Annotated in this window: 18 protein-coding genes and 1 pseudogene; all 19 read left to right on the forward strand. The window is 43.8% G+C overall.

The window, feature by feature from the left end; translation table 11 throughout:
- Position 1 precedes the first annotated feature (1 nt).
- The 19 genes and pseudogenes from fabZ (at position 2) to BL249_RS00740 (ending at position 22,080) form a co-directional block, all read left to right on the forward strand.
- Complete coding sequence (gene fabZ, locus BL249_RS00650; RefSeq protein WP_099706493.1) at positions 2-457, forward strand: 3-hydroxyacyl-ACP dehydratase FabZ; 456 nt, start codon at positions 2-4, stop codon at positions 455-457.
- Between the two features lie 4 nt (positions 458-461).
- The gene (gene lpxA, locus BL249_RS00655; RefSeq protein ID WP_099706494.1) at positions 462-1,250 is read left to right on the forward strand and encodes an acyl-ACP--UDP-N-acetylglucosamine O-acyltransferase; all 789 of its coding nucleotides are present in this window, start codon (positions 462-464) and stop codon (positions 1,248-1,250) included.
- A gap of 4 nt (positions 1,251-1,254) precedes the next feature.
- A complete protein-coding gene (gene lpxB, locus BL249_RS00660) occupies positions 1,255-2,400 on the forward strand; it encodes a lipid-A-disaccharide synthase (protein ID WP_099706495.1) in 1,146 nt (381 codons plus the stop codon).
- Complete coding sequence (rnhB, locus tag BL249_RS00665) at positions 2,397-3,020, forward strand: ribonuclease HII (protein WP_099706496.1); 624 nt, start codon at positions 2,397-2,399, stop codon at positions 3,018-3,020. Before lpxB ends, rnhB begins: the two co-directional genes overlap by 4 nt.
- 29 nt (positions 3,021-3,049) lie before the next feature.
- Positions 3,050-6,532 (forward strand): DNA polymerase III subunit alpha, encoded by a 3,483-nt coding sequence (gene dnaE, locus BL249_RS00670; protein ID WP_099706497.1) that lies wholly within the window; start codon positions 3,050-3,052, stop codon positions 6,530-6,532.
- A 12-nt stretch (positions 6,533-6,544) separates the two neighbouring features.
- Complete coding sequence (gene accA / locus BL249_RS00675; RefSeq protein WP_099706498.1) at positions 6,545-7,504, forward strand: acetyl-CoA carboxylase carboxyl transferase subunit alpha; 960 nt, start codon at positions 6,545-6,547, stop codon at positions 7,502-7,504.
- Positions 7,505-7,676: 172 nt separating this feature from the next.
- Positions 7,677-9,826 (forward strand): annotated as a pseudogene (locus BL249_RS00680) (lysine decarboxylase LdcC).
- A gap of 700 nt (positions 9,827-10,526) precedes the next feature.
- A complete protein-coding gene (locus BL249_RS00685) occupies positions 10,527-10,976 on the forward strand; it encodes a transcription termination/antitermination NusG family protein (protein WP_158233105.1) in 450 nt (149 codons plus the stop codon).
- Between the two features lie 128 nt (positions 10,977-11,104).
- The gene (locus BL249_RS00690) at positions 11,105-11,554 is read left to right on the forward strand and encodes a hypothetical protein (RefSeq protein ID WP_143354797.1); all 450 of its coding nucleotides are present in this window, start codon (positions 11,105-11,107) and stop codon (positions 11,552-11,554) included.
- Between the two features lie 55 nt (positions 11,555-11,609).
- Positions 11,610-12,593 carry a hypothetical protein gene (locus BL249_RS00695; RefSeq protein WP_099706501.1) on the forward strand — a complete coding sequence of 328 codons (984 nt, stop codon included), beginning with the start codon at positions 11,610-11,612 and terminating at the stop codon, positions 12,591-12,593.
- A 24-nt stretch (positions 12,594-12,617) separates the two neighbouring features.
- Positions 12,618-14,222, forward strand: coding sequence for a GspE/PulE family protein (locus BL249_RS00700; protein WP_158233106.1), 1,605 nt, complete (start codon positions 12,618-12,620; stop codon positions 14,220-14,222).
- Positions 14,223-14,245: 23 nt separating this feature from the next.
- On the forward strand, positions 14,246-15,325 hold the full coding sequence (locus BL249_RS00705; RefSeq protein ID WP_099706503.1) for a type II secretion system F family protein: 1,080 nt from the start codon (positions 14,246-14,248) through the stop codon (positions 15,323-15,325).
- 28 nt (positions 15,326-15,353) lie between these two features.
- On the forward strand, positions 15,354-16,304 hold the full coding sequence (locus BL249_RS00710; protein ID WP_099706504.1) for an ATPase, T2SS/T4P/T4SS family: 951 nt from the start codon (positions 15,354-15,356) through the stop codon (positions 16,302-16,304).
- Between the two features lie 66 nt (positions 16,305-16,370).
- Positions 16,371-16,802, forward strand: a complete 432-nt coding sequence (locus tag BL249_RS00715) for a toxin co-regulated pilus biosynthesis Q family protein (protein ID WP_099706505.1) — start codon at positions 16,371-16,373, stop codon at positions 16,800-16,802.
- A 13-nt stretch (positions 16,803-16,815) separates the two neighbouring features.
- Positions 16,816-17,547 (forward strand): prepilin peptidase, encoded by a 732-nt coding sequence (locus tag BL249_RS00720; RefSeq protein WP_099706506.1) that lies wholly within the window; start codon positions 16,816-16,818, stop codon positions 17,545-17,547.
- Positions 17,520-17,939, forward strand: a complete 420-nt coding sequence (locus tag BL249_RS00725) for a lytic transglycosylase domain-containing protein (RefSeq protein ID WP_099706507.1) — start codon at positions 17,520-17,522, stop codon at positions 17,937-17,939. Before BL249_RS00720 ends, BL249_RS00725 begins: the two co-directional genes overlap by 28 nt.
- 55 nt (positions 17,940-17,994) lie before the next feature.
- Complete coding sequence (locus BL249_RS00730) at positions 17,995-18,984, forward strand: hypothetical protein (protein WP_099706508.1); 990 nt, start codon at positions 17,995-17,997, stop codon at positions 18,982-18,984.
- A gap of 79 nt (positions 18,985-19,063) precedes the next feature.
- Positions 19,064-20,713, forward strand: coding sequence for a type II secretion system protein GspD (locus tag BL249_RS00735; protein ID WP_099706509.1), 1,650 nt, complete (start codon positions 19,064-19,066; stop codon positions 20,711-20,713).
- 116 nt (positions 20,714-20,829) lie between these two features.
- Positions 20,830-22,080, forward strand: a complete 1,251-nt coding sequence (locus BL249_RS00740; RefSeq protein ID WP_099706510.1) for a type 4b pilus protein PilO2 — start codon at positions 20,830-20,832, stop codon at positions 22,078-22,080.
- Positions 22,081-22,261: the final 181 nt, after the last annotated feature.

Below are 22,261 nucleotides of genomic sequence, written 5' to 3' on the forward strand. Positions count from 1 at the left end.
TTTGACTACTGAAACGCATACTCTGAAAATTGAAGAGATTATTGAACTGCTTCCGCATCGTTACCCGTTTTTGCTGGTCGATCGCGTGCTTGAGTTCGAAGAGCACAAATATCTGCGTGCGGTTAAAAACGTTTCCGTCAACGAGCCGTTTTTTCAGGGGCATTTTCCTGGTAAGCCTATTTTACCCGGCGTTTTGATTCTTGAAGCGATGGCCCAGGCGACAGGTATCCTGGCGTTTAAAAGCGTTGGCAAGCTGGAGCCGGGCGAACTTTATTATTTTGCTGGCATTGACGAAGCGCGTTTTAAACGTCCGGTGATGCCAGGCGATCAGATGATCATGGAAGTCACTTTCGAGAAAACCCGCCGTGGTCTGACGCGCTTTAAAGGCGTGGCCACCGTTGACGGTAAAGTTGTGTGTGAAGCTACTATGATGTGCGCCCGCAACCGGGAGGCCTGATTCTGTGATTGATAAAACCGCCGTTATCCACCCCAGTTCTGTTATTGAAGAGGGCGCTGTTATCGGCGCTCGCGTGCATATTGGCCCGTTTTGTTTTATTGGTGCCAACGTAGAAATCGGCGAAGGCACGGTGCTGAAGTCTCATGTGGTTATTAATGGCCACAGCAAAATTGGCAAAGACAACACCATTTACCAGTTTGCCACTATTGGCGAAGTCAATCAGGATCTGAAATATGCCGGTGAGCCGACCCGTGTAGAAATTGGCGACCGCAACAGTATTCGCGAAAGCGTGACGGTGCATCGCGGGACTGTCCAGGCTGACGGTCTGACCAAAGTAGGTAACGATAACCTGCTGATGGTGAATGCCCATATCGCGCACGATTGTGTCATTGGTAACCGTTGCATTCTGGCAAACAATGCCACGTTGGGTGGGCATGTGACCATTGATGACTACGCAATTATTGGCGGCATGACGGCGGTGCATCAGTTCTGCACAATTGGTGCACATGTTATGGTTGGCGGCTGTTCCGGTGTTGCGCAGGATGTGCCGCCTTTTATTATTGCGCAGGGCAATCACGCCACGCCTTTTGGCATTAATCTGGTGGGGTTACAGCGTCGAGGTTACAGCAAAGAGGCACTTCACGCGATTCGTAATGCCTATAAAGTGCTTTATCGCACGGGTAAATCACTGGAAGAAGCTAAACCGGAAATTGCCGCTATTGCGAGAGCGCACCCGGAAGTACAACCATTCTATGATTTCTTTGCCCGTTCGACCCGTGGTCTGATTCGCTGAGTCTATGTCACTGAAACCGTTAACTTTTGCACTGGTCGCTGGGGAAACCTCCGGCGATATTCTGGGCGCGGGTCTGATACGCGCTCTGAAAGCGCGCCATCCGCAGGCACGTTTTGTCGGTGTCGCTGGCCCTTTGATGCAGGCGCAGGGCTGTGAGGCCTGGTATGAGATGGAAGAGCTGGCGGTAATGGGGATCGTCGAAGTCCTGGGCCGGCTGCCGCGCTTACTGCATATCCGGCGCGATCTGCTGCAACGGTTTAGCCGCTTACAGCCAGATGTCTTTATTGGTATTGATGCGCCAGACTTTAATATTCCTCTTGAAGGCCGGCTGAAACAGCGCGGTATTCGTACCGTTCATTATGTTAGTCCCTCGGTATGGGCATGGCGACAAAAGCGGGTTTTCAGGATTGGGCGTTCAACGGACCTGGTGCTGGCTTTTCTGCCCTTTGAAAAAGCCTTTTACGATCGCTTCAATGTACCCTGTCGCTTTATTGGTCATACCATGGCCGATGCGATGCCGTTACAACCCGACAAACGGGTGGCGCGTCGTGAACTGGGTATCGCGGACAATGCGCACTGCCTGGCGCTGCTGCCCGGTAGCCGCAGCGCGGAAGTTGAGATGCTCAGCGCCGATTTTCTCAAAGCGGCGGCACTGTTACGCCAGCAGCTCGGGGCGTTAGAGATTGTGGTCCCACTGGTGAATCCGCGCCGGCGCCAGCAGTTTGAAGCGATTAAAGCCGAGGTGGCACCGGACCTGCCGCTGCATTTGCTGGATGGTAAAGCGCGTCAGGCAATGGTGGCCAGCGACGGCGCCATTCTGGCATCCGGTACCGCTGCTCTGGAATGTATGCTGGCAAAGTGTCCAATGGTTGTTGGTTATCGCATGAAGCCCCTGACGTTCTGGCTGGCAAAACGACTGATAAAAACCCCCTGGGTTTCACTGCCGAATCTGCTGGCCGGTCGCGAGCTGGTACCAGAGCTGTTGCAGGACGCCTGCCAGCCTGAGGCGTTGGCAGCGGCCCTGCAGCCGCTGCTGGCAGCCGGAGAAACACGCGATACGCTGCTTGCCACCTTCACCGAACTGCATCAGCAAATCCGCTGGAATGCCGATGAGCAGGCCGCAGAAGCTGTGCTGGAGCTCTGCCAATGACCCCCTTTGTCTATCCTGCTGCCTCCTGTATTGCCGGTGTTGATGAAGTTGGTCGCGGGCCGTTAGTCGGCGCGGTGGTTACTGCCGCAGTGATCCTCGATCCTTCCCGGCCGATAGCCGGTCTGACTGACTCGAAAAAACTGTCTGAAAAACGCCGGCAGATTTTGTCAGAAGAGATTAAGGCAAAAGCGCTCAGCTGGAGCCTTGGCCGAGCCGAACCGGAAGAAATCGACCGCCTGAATATTCTGCATGCGACTATGCTGGCGATGCAGCGGGCGGTTGCCGGTCTGTCGCTTACCCCCGATATGGTGCTGATTGATGGTAACCGCTGTCCGGCGTTGCCGGTACCCTGCCAGGCGGTGGTAAAAGGCGATAGCCTGGTGGCCGAGATAAGCGCTGCTTCAATCCTGGCAAAAGTTGCGCGCGATGGTGAAATGGCCGAGCTGGATAAACTGTTTCCTCAGTATGGGTTTGCTCAGCACAAAGGTTATCCGACCGCGCTTCATCTGGAACGGTTGACGCAGTATGGGGTCACGTCGCATCATCGTCGTAGCTTTGCCCCGGTACGTAATGCGCTGCTGGACGCACAGGTGCGTGCCGCCGCGCTTTCCGGCCTGTAATTCCCTTTAAATACGGGTAACGGTAGAAAATGGCTGAACCTCGTTTTATTCATCTGCGCGTGCATAGCGACTATTCAATGGTTGATGGCCTTGCCAAAACCGGGCCATTGATAAAGAAAGCCGCTTCGCTGGGTATGCCGGCACTGGCAATCACCGACTTTACTAACCTGTGCGGGTTGGTGAAATTCTATGGCGGTGCCCATGGTCTGGGAATGAAGCCGATTATTGGTGCCGATTTTCTGATGCGCAGTGAGCTGATGGCGGATGAGCTTGCTCAACTGACGGTACTGGCGGCGAACAATGTCGGTTACCAGAATCTGACTTTGCTGATATCACGTGCCTATCAGCGTGGTTATGGGGCAGAAGGACCGGTTATCGATCGCGGCTGGCTGGTGGAACATCGTGAAGGCATTATTTTGCTTTCCGGCGGCCGCTGCGGCGATGTTGGAAAGATGATTATCCGGGGTAACAATACGCTGGTTAACGAATGTCTGGCCTTTTATCAGCGTTATTTTGATGGCTGCTATTATCTTGAGTTAATTCGTACCGGGCGCGCAGACGAAGAAAACTATCTGCATGCGGCGGTTGCCTTAGCCATTGAGCAGAATATTCCGGTGGTGGCAACCAATGAAGTCTGTTTCCTTGAAGAAGGCGATTTTGATGCCCATGAAATTCGCGTAGCGATTCATGACGGCTACACGCTTGACGACCCCAAACGGCCAAAAAAGTACAGTGCTCAGCAATATCTGCGCAGCGAACAAGAGATGTGTGAGCTGTTTTCAGATATCCCGGAAGCGTTAACTAATAGTGTGGAAATTGCTAAGCGCTGTAATGTCACGGTACGACTGGGTGAATATTTCCTGCCACAGTTTCCGACAGGGGAACTTTCTACCGAAGATTTTCTGGTGAAGAAATCACAGGAAGGCCTGGAAGAGAGGCTGGCCTTCCTCTATCCGGATGAGGCTGAACGTGCGCAGAAACGCCCGCCGTATGATGAGCGGCTGGACGTTGAGCTTGGCGTGATTAATCAGATGGGCTTCCCCGGTTACTTCCTGATAGTGATGGAATTTATCCAGTGGTCAAAAGATAACGGTATTCCGGTTGGTCCGGGACGCGGTTCGGGCGCGGGTTCTCTGGTGGCTTATGCACTGAAAATTACCGATCTTGATCCGCTGCAGTTCGATTTACTGTTTGAACGTTTCCTCAATCCGGAACGTGTTTCGATGCCTGACTTTGACGTTGATTTCTGTATGGAGAAACGCGACCAGGTCATTGAACATGTTGCGGATATGTATGGACGTGACGCGGTTTCGCAGATCATTACCTTTGGTACTATGGCGGCCAAAGCGGTCATTCGCGACGTGGGGCGCGTGCTGGGGCATCCGTATGGCTTTGTTGATCGTATTTCTAAACTGGTCCCTCCCGATCCGGGGATGACGCTGGAGAAAGCCTTTGAAGCCGAGCCTCAGCTAGCAGAAATTTATGAGGCCGACGAAGAAGTCAAAGCGCTGATTGATATGGCGCGCAAGCTGGAAGGCGTCACCCGTAATGCCGGTAAACATGCGGGTGGCGTGGTGATTGCGCCGACTAAGATCACTGATTTTGCGCCACTCTATTGCGATGAAGAAGGTCATCATCCGGTTACTCAGTTTGATAAAAACGATGTGGAATATGCCGGGCTGGTTAAATTTGACTTCCTTGGCCTGCGTACGCTGACGATTATTAACTGGGCGCTGGATATGATCAACGCGCGGCGGGCAAAACAGGGTGAGCCGCCGGTTGATATTACGGCGATTCCGCTCAACGATAAAAAAAGCTTTGATATGCTGCAACGGGCGGAAACCACGGCGGTGTTTCAGCTTGAATCGCGTGGCATGAAAGACCTCATCAAACGTCTGAAGCCTGACTGTTTTGAAGATATGATCGCGCTGGTTGCGCTGTTTCGTCCGGGGCCGCTGCAGTCGGGCATGGTTGATAACTTTATTGACCGTAAACACGGCCGCGAAGCCATCTCGTATCCTGATATCCAGTGGCAGCATGAAACCCTCAAGCCGGTGCTGGAACCTACCTATGGCATTATTCTCTATCAGGAACAGGTAATGCAGATAGCGCAGGTGCTTTCCGGCTATACCCTGGGGGGGGCGGATATGTTGCGTCGCGCCATGGGTAAAAAGAAGCCTGAAGAGATGGCCAAGCAGCGTTCTGTATTCCAGCAGGGTGCCGAGAAAATGGGCGTCGATGGCGAGCTGTCGATGAAAATCTTTGACCTGGTGGAAAAGTTCGCCGGCTACGGTTTTAATAAATCACACTCGGCAGCTTATGCGCTGGTTTCGTATCAGACGCTATGGCTGAAAGCCCATTATCCTGCCGAGTTTATGGCCGCCGTGATGACTGCAGATATGGATAACACGGAAAAGGTCGTCGGACTGGTGGATGAATGCTGGCGGATGGGGCTGAAAATCCTGCCGCCGGATATCAACTCCGGCTTGTATCATTTCCATGTGAATGATGAAGGGGAAATTGTTTACGGCATCGGCGCGATTAAAGGCGTCGGTGAAGGGCCGATTGAAGCGATTATTGAAGCCCGTAATCAGGGGGGCTACTTCCGTGAGCTGTTCGATCTCTGTGCCCGTACCGACACCAGAAAGCTTAACCGCCGGGTACTGGAAAAACTGATTATGTCGGGCGCCTTCGATCGACTTGGCCCACACCGTGCTGCATTAATGAGTGCCCTGAATGATGCCCTGAAGGCCGCAGATCAGCATGCAAAAGCGGAAGCGATAGGGCAGGCGGATATGTTTGGCGTACTGGCAGAGGAGCCGGAGCAGGTTGAGCAATCCTATGCCAGCGTCACGCCCTGGCCGGAACAGGTGCAGCTGGATGGCGAACGGGAGACTTTAGGTCTTTACTTAACGGGCCATCCGATCAATCAGTATCTGAAAGAAATTGAGCGTTATGTCGGGGGCCTGCGTCTGAAGGATATGCACCCGACCGAACGTGGCAAAATTACCGTTGCGGCCGGCCTGGTACTGGCCGCACGCGTGATGGTCACCAAGCGTGGCAATCGTATCGGTATTTGTACTCTTGACGACCGCTCGGGTCGTCTGGAGGTTATGCTGTTTACCGATGCACTGGACAAATACCAGCAACTGCTGGAAAAGGACAAAATTCTGATCGTCAGCGGACAGGTCAGCTTCGATGACTACAACGGCGGTCTTAAAATGATGGCCCGCGAAGTGATGGAGATTGATGAAGCTCGTGAAAAATATGCGCGCGGGCTTGCTATCTCGCTGACGGACAGGCAAATTGATGACCAGCTATTAAACCGTCTCCGTCAGTCTCTTGAGCCTCACCGCTCGGGAACGATTCCGGTACATCTTTATTACCAGAGGGCGGATGCGCGTGCAAAGTTACGTTTTGGCGCAACCTGGCGCGTGTCTCCCAGCGATCGTCTGTTGAATGAATTACGTTCGCTGATAGGATCGGAGCAGGTGGAACTGGAGTTTGATTAAAACAGGAACATTATGAGTCTTAATTACCTGGATTTCGAGCAGCCAATCGCAGAACTGGAGGCGAAGATTGATTCCCTCAAAGCGGTTAGCCGACAGGATGAAAAACTGGATTTTAATCTGGATGAGGAAATAAAGCGTCTGCGCGAAAAAAGCGTAGAGCTGACACGCAAAATCTTCTCCGATTTAGGTGCCTGGCAAATTGCCCAGCTGGCTCGCCATCCGTTACGTCCTTACACGCTGGATTACGTTCGTCATATTTTTACCGATTTCGATGAACTGGCCGGCGATCGGGCTTATGCCGATGATAAAGCCATTGTGGGTGGAATAGCCCGTCTTGAAGGACGTCCGGTGATGATCATTGGCCATCAGAAAGGCCGTGAAACCAAAGAAAAGATTCGCCGCAACTTCGGTATGCCGGCGCCGGAAGGATACCGTAAAGCACTCCGCCTGATGGAATTTGCCGAACGCTTCAGGCTGCCGATAATCACCTTTATCGACACCCCCGGGGCTTATCCTGGGGTGGGGGCTGAAGAGCGTGGCCAGTCTGAGGCGATTGCCCGTAACCTACGGGAAATGTCGGGGCTTAAGGTTCCGGTTATTTGTACCGTGATTGGTGAAGGTGGCTCAGGTGGCGCGCTGGCTATTGGTGTTGGTGATAAAGTTAATATGCTGCAGTACAGTACTTATTCGGTGATTTCGCCGGAAGGATGTGCATCAATTTTGTGGAAAAGCGCTGACAAGGCGCCGCTGGCGGCCGAAGCAATGGGAATCATTGCGCCGCGGCTGAAAGAGCTCAAGCTGATAGATGCGATTGTGCCGGAACCGTTGGGTGGCGCGCATCGCGATCCGATTACAACCGGCGAATCGTTGAAAAAGCAGCTGCTTGATGATCTGGCCGACCTCGACGTGTTAAGCGTTGAAGAGCTGCTTAATCGTCGCTATCAGCGACTGATGAGTTACGGCTACGCCTGATTTTTTCATTGTCATATACATCGCCATAAAAAAGGACCGCCGGTGCGGTCCTTTTTTATGGCGACCGTTCAGAGCCTATAGCCAGAGCGGAGTTTTCAGCCGCCAGCCGCACGCATTATCAATACCTGTTCGCTATGCTTAAAACACACAGGCAAGAAGACCAGGAGGCGTTGTGAACATTATTGCCATTATGGGACCACACCAGGCGTACTACAAAGACCAGCCCGTACGGGAACTCGATCAGGCACTGCAGGCCAGGGGTTTTCAGACCATTTATCCGCGGGATGCCCGTGATTTGCTGGCATTAATTGAACGTAATCCGCGGCTGTGCGGTGTGATCTTTGACTGGGATGAATACAATTTTGATCTGTGTAGTGAAATTAATCAGCTTAACGAATACCTGCCGTTATATGCCTTTATCAACAGCGATTCCTCTCTGGATGTTTCGCTTAACGAAATGCGCATGGCACTGTGGTTTTTTGAATATGCCTTAAACGCAGCCGATGCCATTGCCTTGCGCATCCGCCAGTACACCGATGAATATATTGATAACATCACCCCGCCGCTAACCAGGGCGCTATTTACTTATGTGAAAGAGGGAAAGTATACCTTCTGTACGCCGGGACACATGGCTGGCACGGCTTATCTGAAAAGTCCGGTAGGGACCTTATTTTATGATTTTTTCGGTGCCAATACGCTAAAAGCAGATATTTCTGTATCCGTGACGGAACTGGGATCTTTGCTCGACCATTCCGGACCGCATCTGGAAGCTGAAGAATATATTGCCCGGACTTTTGGCGCTGAACAGAGCTATATGGTGACTAATGGTACATCCACCGCCAATAAAATTATTGGCATGTATGCGGTACCGGCTGGCAGCACGGTTCTGGTTGACCGTAATTGCCATAAATCTCTCACCCAGATGCTGATGATGAGCGATATTATTCCGGTCTGGCTAACGCCAACCCGTAATGCATTAGGGATTTCTGGCGGTATCCCGAAACGGGAATTTAGCCGTGAGAGCATCGCGCTGAAAGTGGCGCAAACGCCACGTGCCAGCTGGCCGGTGCATGCGGTTATCACCAACTCAACCTACGATGGGCTGCTTTACAACACGCAGTACATTAAAGAAACGCTGGCAGTGTCATCATTACATTTTGATTCGGCCTGGGTGCCCTATACCCATTTCCATCCAATTTGTGCCGGAAAAAGTGGTATGAGCGGAGAGAGAGTGGCCGGAAAAGTCATCTATGAAACCCAGTCAACACATAAGTTACTGGCGGCTTTTTCACAGGCGTCATTGATCCATATTAAAGGAGATTATGACGAGCAAACCTTTAATGAAGCTTATATGATGCACACCACCACGTCACCCAGCTATCCCATTGTGGCGCGATTGAGACCGCTGCGGCGATGTTGCGTGGTAACCCAGGGCGACGACTTATTCAGCGTTCAGTTGAACGGGCGCTGCATTTCAGGCGCGAGGTGCAGCGATTGCGTGAAGAATCAGACAGCTGGTTCTTTGATATCTGGCAACCTGATGGAATTGATGAAGCTCTGTGTTGGCCAATCCAGCCGGGAGAAGAAGCGTGGCACGGCTTTAATGATACCGATGCTGACCATATGTATCTTGATCCGATTAAAGTCACCATCCTGACGCCGGGTATGAATGCGCAGGGAGAGATGGCTGATGAAGGTATACCGGCGGCACTGGTGGCGCGTTTTCTTGATGAGCGCGGTGTGGTTGTGGAAAAAACTGGCCCTTATAACCTACTTTTTCTGTTCAGTATCGGCATTGATAAAACCAAAGCGATGGGATTATTGCGCGGACTGACGGAGTTCAAGCGCGCCTATGATCTCAATTTGCGGATAAAAAACATGCTCCCCGATCTGTATGCCGAAGATCCGGATTTTTATCACAACATGCGTATTCAGGACCTGGCCCGTGGCATTCATTCACTGATCCGCCAGCATGATTTACCCGCGCTGATGCTGCAAGCGTTTGCCGCGCTGCCTGAGATGGTTTTGACGCCGCATCAGATGTTTCAGCAGCAGGTAAAGGGTAATGTCGAAACCATAGAGCTGAACCAGCTGGAAGGACGGATCTCTGCCAGTATGATCCTGCCTTATCCGCCAGGCGTCCCGGTAGTAATGCCAGGAGAAAGGATTACCCGGGCCAGCCGGGCGGTGCTGGACTTTTTACTGATGCTGTGCAGCATCGGTGTGCATTATCCTGGTTTTGAAACCGACATCCATGGTGCCACGTTGACTGACGATAAGCGTTATCTGGTCAGAGTCATGCGCGATGCTGCAGCCGTATGAAATGGCAAGATATCGCTTCCTGAATCGCGCAGGCAGGCTGGAAGATAATAGTCTGCCTGAATTGAAATATATGCATAAAATGGGTGAGTAACTTGCACTGGTAATACCAGTGAGAATCTAGTAGAGTTGTTCTAATAGTGAACACTGTAGTTGAGGATCGGTTCCATTTATTTTTTACTCTGAAAAAAAGATAACGGCCCGCATATTCTAAAATGATATAACTTATTCTATATATGCATATAAGGCTGTACTATAATTGATCAGAAGTCTGCTTCATCTTAATGGAGGGAAATAAAGAGATAAAAACGGCAACTGATACCACTACGTATTGATAATAAAAGGTTTTTTTATACGCAGTAATTGAAGTATAGCGATAATCCTGCCCAATAAAAGCGAATACCTCCCTGCTGAATTTTCTATTTTTACTATTAGTTGATCGTGTTTAACCAGGATAATAAACCTCATTACTTGATTAAGTTTGTAAAGATGTTTATTGTTCTTGGAAAAATACGTATCGACTTTAGTTAAACCTAAAGAAGATCGTGAAAATATTTTAATATAAATTAATTTTACAAAATCTTGCCAGTGGGTAAAGAAATGGCGGAGCTTTGCCAGAATAAAAACCCAGCAGACCCATCCATAATTTTAAAAATATTCTTAAGGTTCGATTATTCTCTATATTATGAGGAGGGAAAAGATTATGTATTCATGGTATCTGGCATGTCATAAGCGTGGAAAAACAAATCTTCTTAAAGTACAAATGGCATTGGAATATATGGGTGCAACAAGTTTTTCGCCGTTAGTTTGTGTGAAGAAAGAGAGAAAGGATAGAGAAGGTAAGCACAGGCTTAAAATGGAAAGTATTTTCCCTGGCTACTTTTTTGTTAATCTAAATCCCAGTAATCAAAAAATCTTTGATGTTGAGAAACTACCAGGATTCAGTCACTTTGTAAGAACTGGTGTAGAGATAAAACCTATAAGAGATAATATTGTAAAACAAATAATGCGCTTACCATTCTGTTCTGTATTTGAAGATAAAAGTGACAGTGAAGAGGATAAAAACATCAACCATGAACTTATTAAGATTGCCAGTCTGAGTGATAAAGATGAGCGCGTTACTCAACTTTGCAACTACGTACAAAATTTCTAATATTACAGCATACAAACAATCTCTTGAACATAGGTGATATGGTGAAGCGGATTATACTTATAGTTATAATGATGATCTTTTCAGGTAGTGTTTTTGCATTGCAAAATTACAATGCTCACGGCAATAGCATGAATATTAATGAAATGAATAAAACAACAAAAGGAGTGAAAGCTTCATTACAATCTGCAAGTGAAAATACGGCAGGATTTGAAAAAGAACTGAAGCAATTCCAAAGAATTCAAAGGGAAGGTGAGTATCTTAAATTAAGGTTAAAGAACAGAGAGCTGATGAATCAGCTGGGAATCAAAGACAGAGATGATATCTTTGACAATGACAGTACTACCATAGATAAAAGTAAAAAAGAATTGAAGAACCTTTTTCTGTTATCAACATTTAAATCTGGAAAAGAGCAGGAAAAGGCGAAAGTGTTTATATCAGGAAAAGGTGTCAGGATCATAAAGAGTGGTGACTATATAACAAATGATGTCAAAGTGATAGCGATAAAAAACGGTCATGCGAAACTGGAAGTAATACCATATGGTGATATTTATGATATGAACCAACTTGGCGTATTCTGAATTTTATAACAACCGGAGCATTACGACGATGTTATTTAGGCTAAGTGTGATATGTATGACCCTGCTGACAGCCGGGATGTCTGGCTTTTGTTATAGTAAAGATAGTGTCGATAATTCTCTGGTAACGACATTAAATGCTATTAATTTAAGTAATGTAAAAAAAGAAAACGATAAAAAAATACTTAACTTACTGTCTAAATTGGACAGCTATCAAAGTAATAATTTAAATCTAACCACCAGTGATAATGATTTATACACAGCCAGAAGTGCTGATTCAACCAACATAGCACCGGCTGACGATGATAGTCAGGATGTACTGCAAGAAAAAAAAAAGAGCGTAACGGAAAGTACTGAGTCTGCTAAAAATGACGGTTTTTCTGTAAATGCAGCTGGGCAAAGTATTGACAGCAGACAGCCAGGGAATGTTAATCAACCTGCGCAACCGGAAAAAGAAACATTGTTAATTAATAATAAAGTTAATAACAGAAAAAATAATGAGAATGACGGTGCGCAGAAAAAAGATTTGCAAGGCCAGATTGATGATCTCAATGACAAGATTGAATCGATGCATGATCAAATTGTGATGCTAATCAACCTGCAAAAGCTATCATATGATAATAAATCTATTTCCGATGAATTAGAAAAAAATCGCGTTCCACAAGCAAGTGCTGGCACTGGCAGTCAAAGCTATCTGGATGTTTATGCTAAACGAAAAGGCGTTAAAATCTCGCCAGCTGGATTTGCCTATAAAATAATAAAAGCAGGTAGCGATAAGATTGATCAAGGGGCTCTTTTCTCCCTGACTCTTACGGAGAAAAATACCGGAGGAAAAGTCCTCAGTCAGGTAAAAGACATTCCACTGCGCTACAATGAACAATTACCAGTGATTATTTATAAAGCCATTGACTTTATCGGTTATGGCGGTTCAATCCAGGTTGTTGCATTAGCCAATAAAAGCTATCCACATGGTGATTATCCAAAAGGTACCGGGCCATTTACCCCGCTGACCTATATGATAAATGTGGATAAATTAGATTAGTAGTGGTCAATGCCGGGGATCTTTATGTCAGAAATTAATGAAGAAAAAATAATAAATGAAAACGAATATCATAAATTTTTTCAGGAGGATAAATTAGTTATATCTGCCAGTGATAGAAAATACAAAATTCCAGATGCACTAAAAAAAATATGTGTGTTGTTCTCAGACGGCGATGTATTGATTGAGAAAAACAGCAAGAATAATTTAAGTCTGAGAACTTATATCACTGGATGTACCCGGCGAGGCTATGAAATAAAAAATCTCTATCTTACTGATATGTCGCTTATCAGAAGACTTTATGAGAATACGCAAACGGCTGAACAAACAAAGTTACGTGATGAGCAACCAATGGAGAGGATCGCATCCTTGTTGCTCAAAGATGCCTGTCAGGTTGGAGCCAGTGATATACACATTGAGGTTGGCGAGTACGAGGCTGCTATTTTTTTTAGGGTTAATGGCGATATGCAGAAGATCAATGAAATTGATGCGACAACCGCTCATTCATTGCTCTCAACACTGTACAATGCGGCAGACAATGCGGATGCAACCTACAAACTTTTTGCTTATCAGTCGGCAAGGGTGACCAACGGTGGACGGCTGAAAATGCCTCCTGAGTTGCAGTCATTACGTCTGCAATTCAATCCATTAACATCCGGCGGGCGCTATATGATAGCGCGCTTACTCTATGCGAATAAGTCACATCAAAATGAAATTGATATGATGGGCATGGGGTTCCATAAAGCGCAGGTCGATATTCTGATTGAGCTGATGCGAGAACCTGAAGGGGTAAATATCATTGCCGGCCCGACCGGTTCTGGTAAATCTACTACGCTGAAGGCTATTCTTGAAAAAATATATATAGATAAAGAACGAAAGATAAACATTATCAGTGTGGAAGACCCGCCAGAGTACCAGATTGAAGGTACCACACAATTACCGGTAACCAACGTTGAAACGGAAGAAGAACGCGGTATGGCATACAGTAAAGCCATTGTATCAGCGCTACGTTCTGACCCGGATATCATCATGCCCGGAGAAGCCAGGGATGCTGCCGTTATTAATCTGGTTTTTACCGCCGCAATGACCGGGCACCAGGTGTGGACATCGATCCATGCTAACAGCGCCATGGCGGTGATAAGCAGATTACGTGACCAGGGGGTAGAAAAATACAAACTGACCGATTCTAAATTATTGATGGGTATTGTTTCACAGCGATTAGTTAAAAGGTTATGCGATAAATGCAAAATACCTTTTACTGAATCATCACAGGCTGGACGATATGGTATCAGTTATGAAGGTTTATTAAGTGAATATGATGGCGTCATTGATAAAGTTTTTGTAAATAATGCGCAGGGATGCCCATGTTGTGCAAAAGGATATACTGGAAGGGTAGTTGTCGCTGAAATCATAAAAACAGACTTTAAAATTCTTGACCTGATTTATGAAAATGAAATTGAAAAAGCCTATCAATACTGGACCGAAGAAATAAAGGGCCTGACAATATACGAACATGGCTGGCTGAAAGTCATTCAGGGTTGCATTGACCCCTATGATGCTAAACTACGAATAGGAAATGGTGTTTTAAATCACAATCGTGCAACCTATTTGATAAATCATTTTCTTGATTAATATAATCAGTTTCGGGATCTATTATGATAAGCTGGTCAGATATAGAAGCATTTTCTAACAGAATGTCGTTTTCATTCAGTAAAAGAAAACGTATATACAGTAAAATTTCGCGATTTATAGATAATGGTGTTCCTTTAATATTAGCATTGGATACATTATATGAGCATATTACATCAGGAGGGAAGAAGAAAAAGAAAATTGAAGCAATTGCAATAAATTCCTGGCGGATGAGAATGCGTAACGGCATGAGCTTTAGCCAGTCATTAAAAAACTGGGTAGGTGAAGAAGAAATATCTGTTGTACATTCTGGTGAGATATCTGGTCGTCTGAGTCATGCTCTTAATAATGTAATCCAAATGGGGATGGCAAAAAAAGAAATTAAGAAGTCCTTATTTGGTTTAATTTATCCAGTGGTTCTTCTTGGATGTCTTATTTTTTATCTTACTATTTTTGGCACCAGGGTTGTTCCTGCATTTGAGAAAATACTTCCGGTATCACATTGGGTTGGAACAGGCTTGCAGATGGAGAAGCTTTCTCAATTTGTTATGTACCAGATGAAGTATTATATCGCTGGCGTTATTATGATTATATTAATGATACTTGTATCATTGAGCCGCTGGACCGGAAAGATAAGAACAAAGTTTGATTATTTCCCCATATGGACAACTTATCGAACAGTAATTGGCTGTCAGTTTTTGATTTCATTTTGTGCATTGTTACAAGCGGGTGTAGCGACACCAGAAATAATTAAAATATTAAGCCGTTATGCTAACCCGTGGTACAAAGAAAAATTGATGAAAACACATGCAGAGCTGTTAGGTGGTGCGTCTAACATCGGGGAGGCACTGGCTAAAACAAAACTGCGTTTTCCGAGCGATGAAATTATTATTGATTTACGTGCTTATGCGGGGCTGGATGGTTTTGAACATATGTTGTCGGAGCTATCATCACAATGGCTGGAAGTAGCAGTAGAGAATATAAGATATCAAATGGAGTTTTTTAAAAATATAGTTATTGTGACAATGGGACTGACTTTTATGTGGATAGTGGCCGGAATGTTTAGTCTGCAACAGTTGATTTCAAGTTCAGTTCAAAGTATGTAATAAAAACAAGATAACAAGGATAACTGCCGTGGAATTAGGTAGTAAAAAACTTATCGAGATAACTTTTTCTGACTTAATATTCACCCATGATGAAGGAATTTATTTCAGGCATGTCACTGGCTATGATAGACCGGTGGTGCAATTGAGTGGCGAAAGTGAGTTATCAGAAAGTCTGATAGAATTAAAAAAACAGTTAACAACTATCGAACATAATGAGTTTTTCTATTCATGGGAACAGGTCCCTTTCAGGGTTACCCGCATTATTACCGTTAACGGGGAAAACTACTTTTTACGTCGGCCGATGTATCCGGTACCAAAATTTGACAGTCTGGGGTATCGCGAAGCCCATGCAAAACAGCTGCAGTCATTGAGGACAAAAAGTGGCCTGGTAATATTCTCGGGGGCAACAGGTAGTGGTAAATCAACCTCAATGTATTCTCTGATGACCGATTTTGTCAGTGAAAGTGGTGATATCGTCATCAGTATTGAAGATCCGCCTGAGATCCCGGTAGCGACGACTTACGGTGAACCGGATGTCAAAGGGCTTTGGTATCAGGTTAACGCCGCTGACGCCGGGGGTTACTGTGAAGCAATGATTTCTGCCATGCGTTATAACCCGAAATATATCATGATGGGTGAAATCAGGTCGGCTGAGTCGGCAAACCAGGCTATCCGGGCAGCAGTCAATGGGCATATTGTTCTCACAACAATTCATGGTGGTTCGCTGCAAGGTACCATTATGGCATTACAACAAATAGCCGCAGCAGGCATGGGCTCACAAGAGCTGGCAAGATCAATTATTGCTGACGGACTCATTGCAGTTGTACATCAAAGATTGATTAAAGGAAAAGTGCCAGGAAGCAGGGAAATGAGGGCGGAAATGCTTTTCATTAATGATGATGGCATGAGATCGAAGATTCGTAGTGGAAAACTGGAGTTGCTTAGCACTGAAATTTATACGCAAAATAAAATATTATAAATAATAAAACAGAACCTATCAAAACTCTGGCGAAACTGGATCACTATTGAGGGGGAGTGAATGTAAATGGTAAAATATGCAAAATTTTTAATTGCTCTATTAATATCTTTTAATGTCTGCTCAGCCGGTATGGATAATACGCTGATGTCATTGTCTGCCAGCGACAGTTTGTCCGGAATACAACGTGCAAGAAGTAATCATAGTATGGTTAATTTAACGCGCCAGCCTAAAGACAGATTTGCAGGCGACCCGTTTTCATGGGAAATAAAAAAAGGTCAATCACTGGAAGAAACGCTTTATTTATGGAGTAAAAAAGCGGGTTGGAATCTTGTCTGGGAAACAAATGATGATTATATGATCACTTCAAGTGCCGTCATTCCGGGCGATTTTTCAACGGCGATAAATAACCTTTTTAATTATACTGGTCAGTTACAGCCGCCTGTATATATTTCACTTTATGATAATAATAGGGTTTTGCGCGTTTCCTCTGTAAACTAAATTGAGTTAGGCAATGAATACATTTATTTATTCAATGGTTTTCTTTTTGTCTGCTGGGTTTGTAAGCTTGCTGGCGTGTATATCTTATCGATTTACAACGAAAGAAAATTTAGTTTTCACCGATTTACTATCAAGATCATTCTGCGAACATTGTGGTAAGCAAATATCAGCGTTATATGTGCTACCGGTGTTTGGTTATTTATTATCAAAAGGCAGGTGTGGCGGCTGTAAAACACGTATATCCCTGAAGCATCTGCTTATAGAAGCTGCTGCAGGTCTGATAACAGTTATTTTATATAAAGAGATGAAAGAGCAGGGTGTGGTTGTTTCATTGCTTATTTTTTTATTTCTTTCAATATCTTATATAGACATTAAGATGCAGATAATACCCTATATATATACGATTCCATTAATCATAGGTGGTTTTTATTTTGTTCCGGATCAAATAAGTTATAGCCATAAAATATATGGTGCATTATGTGGCTTTGCTATGACATTATTTTCAATGGCATTAGTGTCACTGATAAAAAAAGAAAATGTTATTGCCGGTGGTGATATTCTTTTAATCACAGCTGCCGGTGCCTGGTTAGGCATTAATATGATACCGTTATTACTGTTGTTTACCGCATTGACATTTATCGCATATGCACTTCCATACCGGTTAACTGGAACGTGTTTCACCCCAATGGGGCCTGCAATATGTATCGGATTTAGCTTATGTCTGTTCTTTCAACTCATGCCTTAACAGTCTGTCTGATGAGCGCCAGTGCGCAAAATCATGTGCCGGCGGATATTGTTGCATCTATACTCTATGTTGAGGGTGGTCAACCCGGCACCATCAGTAAAAATACTAATGGTTCTGAAGATTTAGGCGTTATGCAGATTAATAACCGTGCCTGGTTAAACGTTGTCAGTAAGGGGCTTTTTAATGGAGACAAAGAAAAAGCTTATGATAAAATTGTCAATGACCCTTGTCTTAATATTAAGATTGGAACGTGGATACTGGCGCTTAATTTGAGAAAAGAGAATGGTAATATCTGGCGAGCCGTTGGACGCTACCATTCTGCCAATCCTGTGCTGGCCGGCAACTATGTTAAGAAAGTGAAAAGAATTCACGATAAATATTTTTATAATTAAACGAATATAACATATTCAAATAAGACCAGTTATGACCAATCTGGTGGGAAATGGAATGAATAATGAATCAAAGAATCTTAAATTCCGTTTTAATAAAATCGCTGATGATAAATTTCACAATTCTGGCTTAAGTATTATAGAAGTTTCTATCTGTTTTGTATTTATCTCTTTGATTATTATCAGTGTGATGTCTTTTTATCATTCCTATATACGACGGCTGTCATACTCAGCTGCTGCGGCTCAAATATCAAATATAATTGGTCAGGCGAAGGATTTTATTAATATAAATGGTGGCGATCAATTAAATTATAACTATAACTGTATTGCCAGCATTGATAGTGAATTTCTGAGAAATAAAATATTAACTGGTGCCAGTTCAATCAGCCTGCTTGGACAAGATATGGATTTATATGTAAAAAAAGAAAATTGTCAAAGACCTGATTCGTCTGGTAACAAGTATTCTCTTTTGCTGACTTTATCTGGTGGTAAAAAAATGGACCCTGCAAGCAAAGGAGAAATAATGAAGGAAATAGGTTACTGGGGGGGGATCTATCATGATTCAGATAATAGTTTTCATGGCTGGCGGAATGGCTGGAAAGTCGATCTGGCACAGTGGGGTTTACCCCAGAAGAGTTATATTTTTGCTGCGTATGATTATTTTTCCAGAAATGAATCTTCAGAGAATGGCTATCCGGATATTTATGGTTTAACATTAACGCCTTATAAGAATGGAATTATTAGTAAAGATTCATACTTAACAGTAAATTCAGAGGATGATAGTGTTAAAATTACATGGCGTGGTGCAAAAATTAAATACGTAGTATTGGTAATAACACTTTCAAATGCAACAGGTGATATTAAAAAAATAGAGCATCATGTTGTTTCTTTACCCTATGGTGGTGAGTATAGCCTTTCGCCATTCTCAATGCTTTCTGGCGCGAAATCGGGCAGTTACAGCCTGGCTGCAGAGTTAACTGGCTATGGTTTTAATAATAACAAAGTAAAAAAAATCAATGGGACAATAAATTTAAACTATAAATATTAGTATGAAAAAATAAAGTCTTATTTTCATTTGAAAGTTTATTCCTAATAATTATCCATCTACCTTATTTTAATGAGCTATTATGATGTCTAAAAAAAAGGCACCCATACTCCTTGTTTTATCTTTATCTGCATGTGCTTCAACTTATCAACAAAATGCGAAGAAACTTGATAACGATAACAACTTTGTTAATAAAGCCTATCAGTCCTCTTCCAATGTACAATATCAAAAATCTTTTAGCATGGTAAAAGTGTATAAAGAGGGTGTGTATATTGGAATGAAATCTTTTATGGTTAAGCAAGGGGAAAGTTTACCTGTCAGGGTCGAAGCCGAAGGCGTTAAATTGTATTCATCAAGAAAAATGACACTGGCAGATATTGCAAAACTCATCACCACTGCTACGGGAATACCTGTTTCCATTACAGATGGTAAAACAGAGAATGCAGCCTCGTCCTCAGCATCTGGCGACGGTGAAATGTTTAAGAAATTGAATGCTATTATTTCTGATTCCGTTTCACCACAGGCTCAAATGAACTTATATGATAACCTGCCAGGTCTTGATGTGGACTATAAAGGTAAGCTGTCTGGTTTTCTCAAGTTGGTATCTTCTTATTATGGTATTTCATGGCAGTACCTTAATGGCATTATTTACTTTTCTCCTTATGAAGTGAAAACTTTTAATATTAATACTATGCCAGTAAAACTCACATCCCAAAGTTCTTTGAATCTTGGTATGACTGCCGGTGGAAGTGATAATGGTGGAAGCGGGGATGGATCAGGCGGAGGCGGTAGTTCAAGTAGCGGATCGAACAGTGCTGCGGCTACTAACAATACTACCGCAATGCTGGAAACCAATATCTGGGATGATATCAAGAAAAACCTGAGCGTCATTTTAAATAAGAATGGTTCATATAATGTTGCTGAGGGATTAGCGAGTATTACGGTAAGCACTACGCCGGAAAACATGACTAACGTCCAAAGGTACATTGATAAACTGAATGAGCATCTGCGTCAGGAAATTTCGGTAAATGTCACTATTTATAATTTAACTCTTGATGAAAATTCAAGCTGGAATTTCTCTCTGACCGATATGTTTAGTGCATTGAAAGGTAGAATTAGCGGCTCGATGAATTTTATCCCTGGTGCAAAGGATGGCGGTCTTCAGGGCACAACATCAAATGGTTCTTCCTTTATTCTTAATATGCTGAATAGCCAGGGTAAAGTAGATGTGCTTAATTCTGCTAATATTACCACTATGTCTGGTCAGCAGGTGCCGTTCCTTGTGGCAAATACACGGGGTTATGTTTCTTCTCTTGGTTCGACTACTACTAATCAAACGACTTCAACCAACATGAAGGTGTCAACAATTAACTCTGGTTACTCACTGAGTGTCTTACCACGTATTCTGGATGACGGTAAAATTCTGATGCAGTATGCAATTAATATGTCGTCGTTAGTGGGTAAAAATAACGGTTTTGATGAGTTTAAAGTCGACAATCAGGTTATACAATTACCAAACGTTAATCAACGCTCCTTCGTGCAGCAAAGCTTGATGAATAATAATCAAACATTGGTGGTTGCTGGATATAAAAATGATGACACTAATAATGGTGACCAGGGTGTGGGTTCACCAGATTTTAAATTGTTAGGTGGTGGTCGTAGCGCACAAAAACGTAAGGAAATTATCATTATTAGTATTAAGCCAACTGCATTAAGTCTTGGTGATAAGTAGTATTTTTTATAACGGAAAAATTCACTTTGACGTTAATAGGCAGAATAGAATTGGCTAAGTTAGTCACTTACTCAGGGTTTTATTTAAACGTTCTTGAGTAAAGTTCTGAGGGACATATGAGCGCGTTTTTTAAACAAGAAACAGGTACCGTAACCTGTAATAAAAAAAAATATGCGGTTAATCTAATCTGGAATCTGGCCAATTCAGCAAAAGAGTTTAAGCAAACCTTCAGGGAGGAGGCTGAACAATTAGGTGTCACGCTCTATTGTTCTTTTAAGCTTGCTGACGGTGGAATTTGCTATGGCCTTGCTGATTCTGCGATGGAGCACAAAACAGGCATGCTGGTGTTACCTGCTATGCTGGCCCCCTGTTTTGATGAATCAATTCTTGGTGTCTGGAGGCTTGAGGAGGATTACTGGTACATATTTGGTAAGGATGATTCAGGGACCATCGTTATTGATAAGGTTGTTGAGGGAGAGACTGAGGCACATGAAAGTTTTACAACAAGTCTTAGAGATTTAAAGTGGAATAAAACTTCTTATCCTGTCTCATGGAATTTTTCTGAGCATAATGAGAACTTTCAATTAGAAGATATTCCTAAAAAAAATAATATCAGGATAAAAGGTGTTAAGTTTAAGCCTGAAAAAATGCATTTACTGGCGTTAGCATTTATTGTCATTGCCAGTGGCATTGCCTATAAATTCATTTTTGCAGAAAAAACGCCTGAACCCGTTGTTCAAAATACGCCTAAAGTCATACATAAGCATAATTTTTTTCCTGGTAGTACTGCTCTTCTTCCTGAACAGTTGGTGAATGCTTTTCGACAGAAAATATATTCAAATTATGGGCTGGCTTATTCTGTTCCTGGCTTTTTATCAGTAGACAGTGTTTTTTCTGATAAAAATGATATTGTTTTTATGCTTAAGCGAGATTTTGGTTCCAGTGATTATCTGAATAAAAGCGTTATGCAACCAATTGATAATGCCAAAGGCGAACTTAAAATTGTCAATCGGCAGAATGCGATGTTAGTTTTTCACCTGGCTGGAGATGGTATAGGTGATATTAGTAAGTTAGAGAATATTAATGATCTTTCGGATAGGATGCAATTGATTTTTGATAACACCATGTTGCCGGTCAGCCTGACTTCGGTATATAGCTGTGGTCCTCGTTCTACAGATCAAGTTAAGTATGATCGCCAGTTTTCATGTTTTGATTTTAATTTTGATTTTAATTATAACCCAGAAATTATCATCCCAATATTTCAAAGATTTAACAGCCTGGTTATAAATAAAATAACGTTTGATCAATCGCAACAAAAATGGAATTTCAAAGGTACCGTGTTTGGTGTTAGCGGGAAAAATGGTTAATCAAAGTGGTTGCTTATGAATGGTGAAATTTATTTATTTATGATAGCGCTGTTGTTTACTTTTTTCCATGCTACCTTTATAACTGAAGAAGCTGATAACTCTCGCTCCTACGTTGACGTTTTTTCAAAAAAAATAATTAACCAGCAGATGCAACTGGTATCTTATTGTCATAGTAGTGGCA

The organism is Erwinia sp. OLFS4, from assembly GCF_002752165.1.
In the GTDB taxonomy this organism is placed as follows: Bacteria; Pseudomonadota; Gammaproteobacteria; order Enterobacterales; family Enterobacteriaceae; genus Izhakiella.

What these genes read in the sequence shown, in the direction of transcription:
- BL249_RS00700 (WP_158233106.1), top strand. Translation starts at nt 12,618, where the DNA reads ATGTCAGAAATTAATGAAGAAAAAATAATAAATGAAAACGAATATCAT.
- BL249_RS00720 (WP_099706506.1), top strand. Translation starts at nt 16,816, where the DNA reads ATGAATACATTTATTTATTCAATGGTTTTCTTTTTGTCTGCTGGGTTT.
- BL249_RS00735 (WP_099706509.1), top strand. Translation starts at nt 19,064, where the DNA reads ATGATGTCTAAAAAAAAGGCACCCATACTCCTTGTTTTATCTTTATCT.
- rnhB (WP_099706496.1), top strand. Translation starts at nt 2,397, where the DNA reads ATGACCCCCTTTGTCTATCCTGCTGCCTCCTGTATTGCCGGTGTTGAT.
- BL249_RS00730 (WP_099706508.1), top strand. Translation starts at nt 17,995, where the DNA reads ATGAATAATGAATCAAAGAATCTTAAATTCCGTTTTAATAAAATCGCT.
- BL249_RS00715 (WP_099706505.1), top strand. Translation starts at nt 16,371, where the DNA reads ATGGTAAAATATGCAAAATTTTTAATTGCTCTATTAATATCTTTTAAT.
- BL249_RS00705 (WP_099706503.1), top strand. Translation starts at nt 14,246, where the DNA reads ATGATAAGCTGGTCAGATATAGAAGCATTTTCTAACAGAATGTCGTTT.
- BL249_RS00685 (WP_158233105.1), top strand. Translation starts at nt 10,527, where the DNA reads ATGTATTCATGGTATCTGGCATGTCATAAGCGTGGAAAAACAAATCTT.
- BL249_RS00690 (WP_143354797.1), top strand. Translation starts at nt 11,105, where the DNA reads ATGAATATTAATGAAATGAATAAAACAACAAAAGGAGTGAAAGCTTCA.
- BL249_RS00740 (WP_099706510.1), top strand. Translation starts at nt 20,830, where the DNA reads ATGAGCGCGTTTTTTAAACAAGAAACAGGTACCGTAACCTGTAATAAA.
- accA (WP_099706498.1), top strand. Translation starts at nt 6,545, where the DNA reads ATGAGTCTTAATTACCTGGATTTCGAGCAGCCAATCGCAGAACTGGAG.
- lpxB (WP_099706495.1), top strand. Translation starts at nt 1,255, where the DNA reads ATGTCACTGAAACCGTTAACTTTTGCACTGGTCGCTGGGGAAACCTCC.
- BL249_RS00695 (WP_099706501.1), top strand. Translation starts at nt 11,610, where the DNA reads ATGACCCTGCTGACAGCCGGGATGTCTGGCTTTTGTTATAGTAAAGAT.
- BL249_RS00725 (WP_099706507.1), top strand. Translation starts at nt 17,520, where the DNA reads ATGTCTGTTCTTTCAACTCATGCCTTAACAGTCTGTCTGATGAGCGCC.
- dnaE (WP_099706497.1), top strand. Translation starts at nt 3,050, where the DNA reads ATGGCTGAACCTCGTTTTATTCATCTGCGCGTGCATAGCGACTATTCA.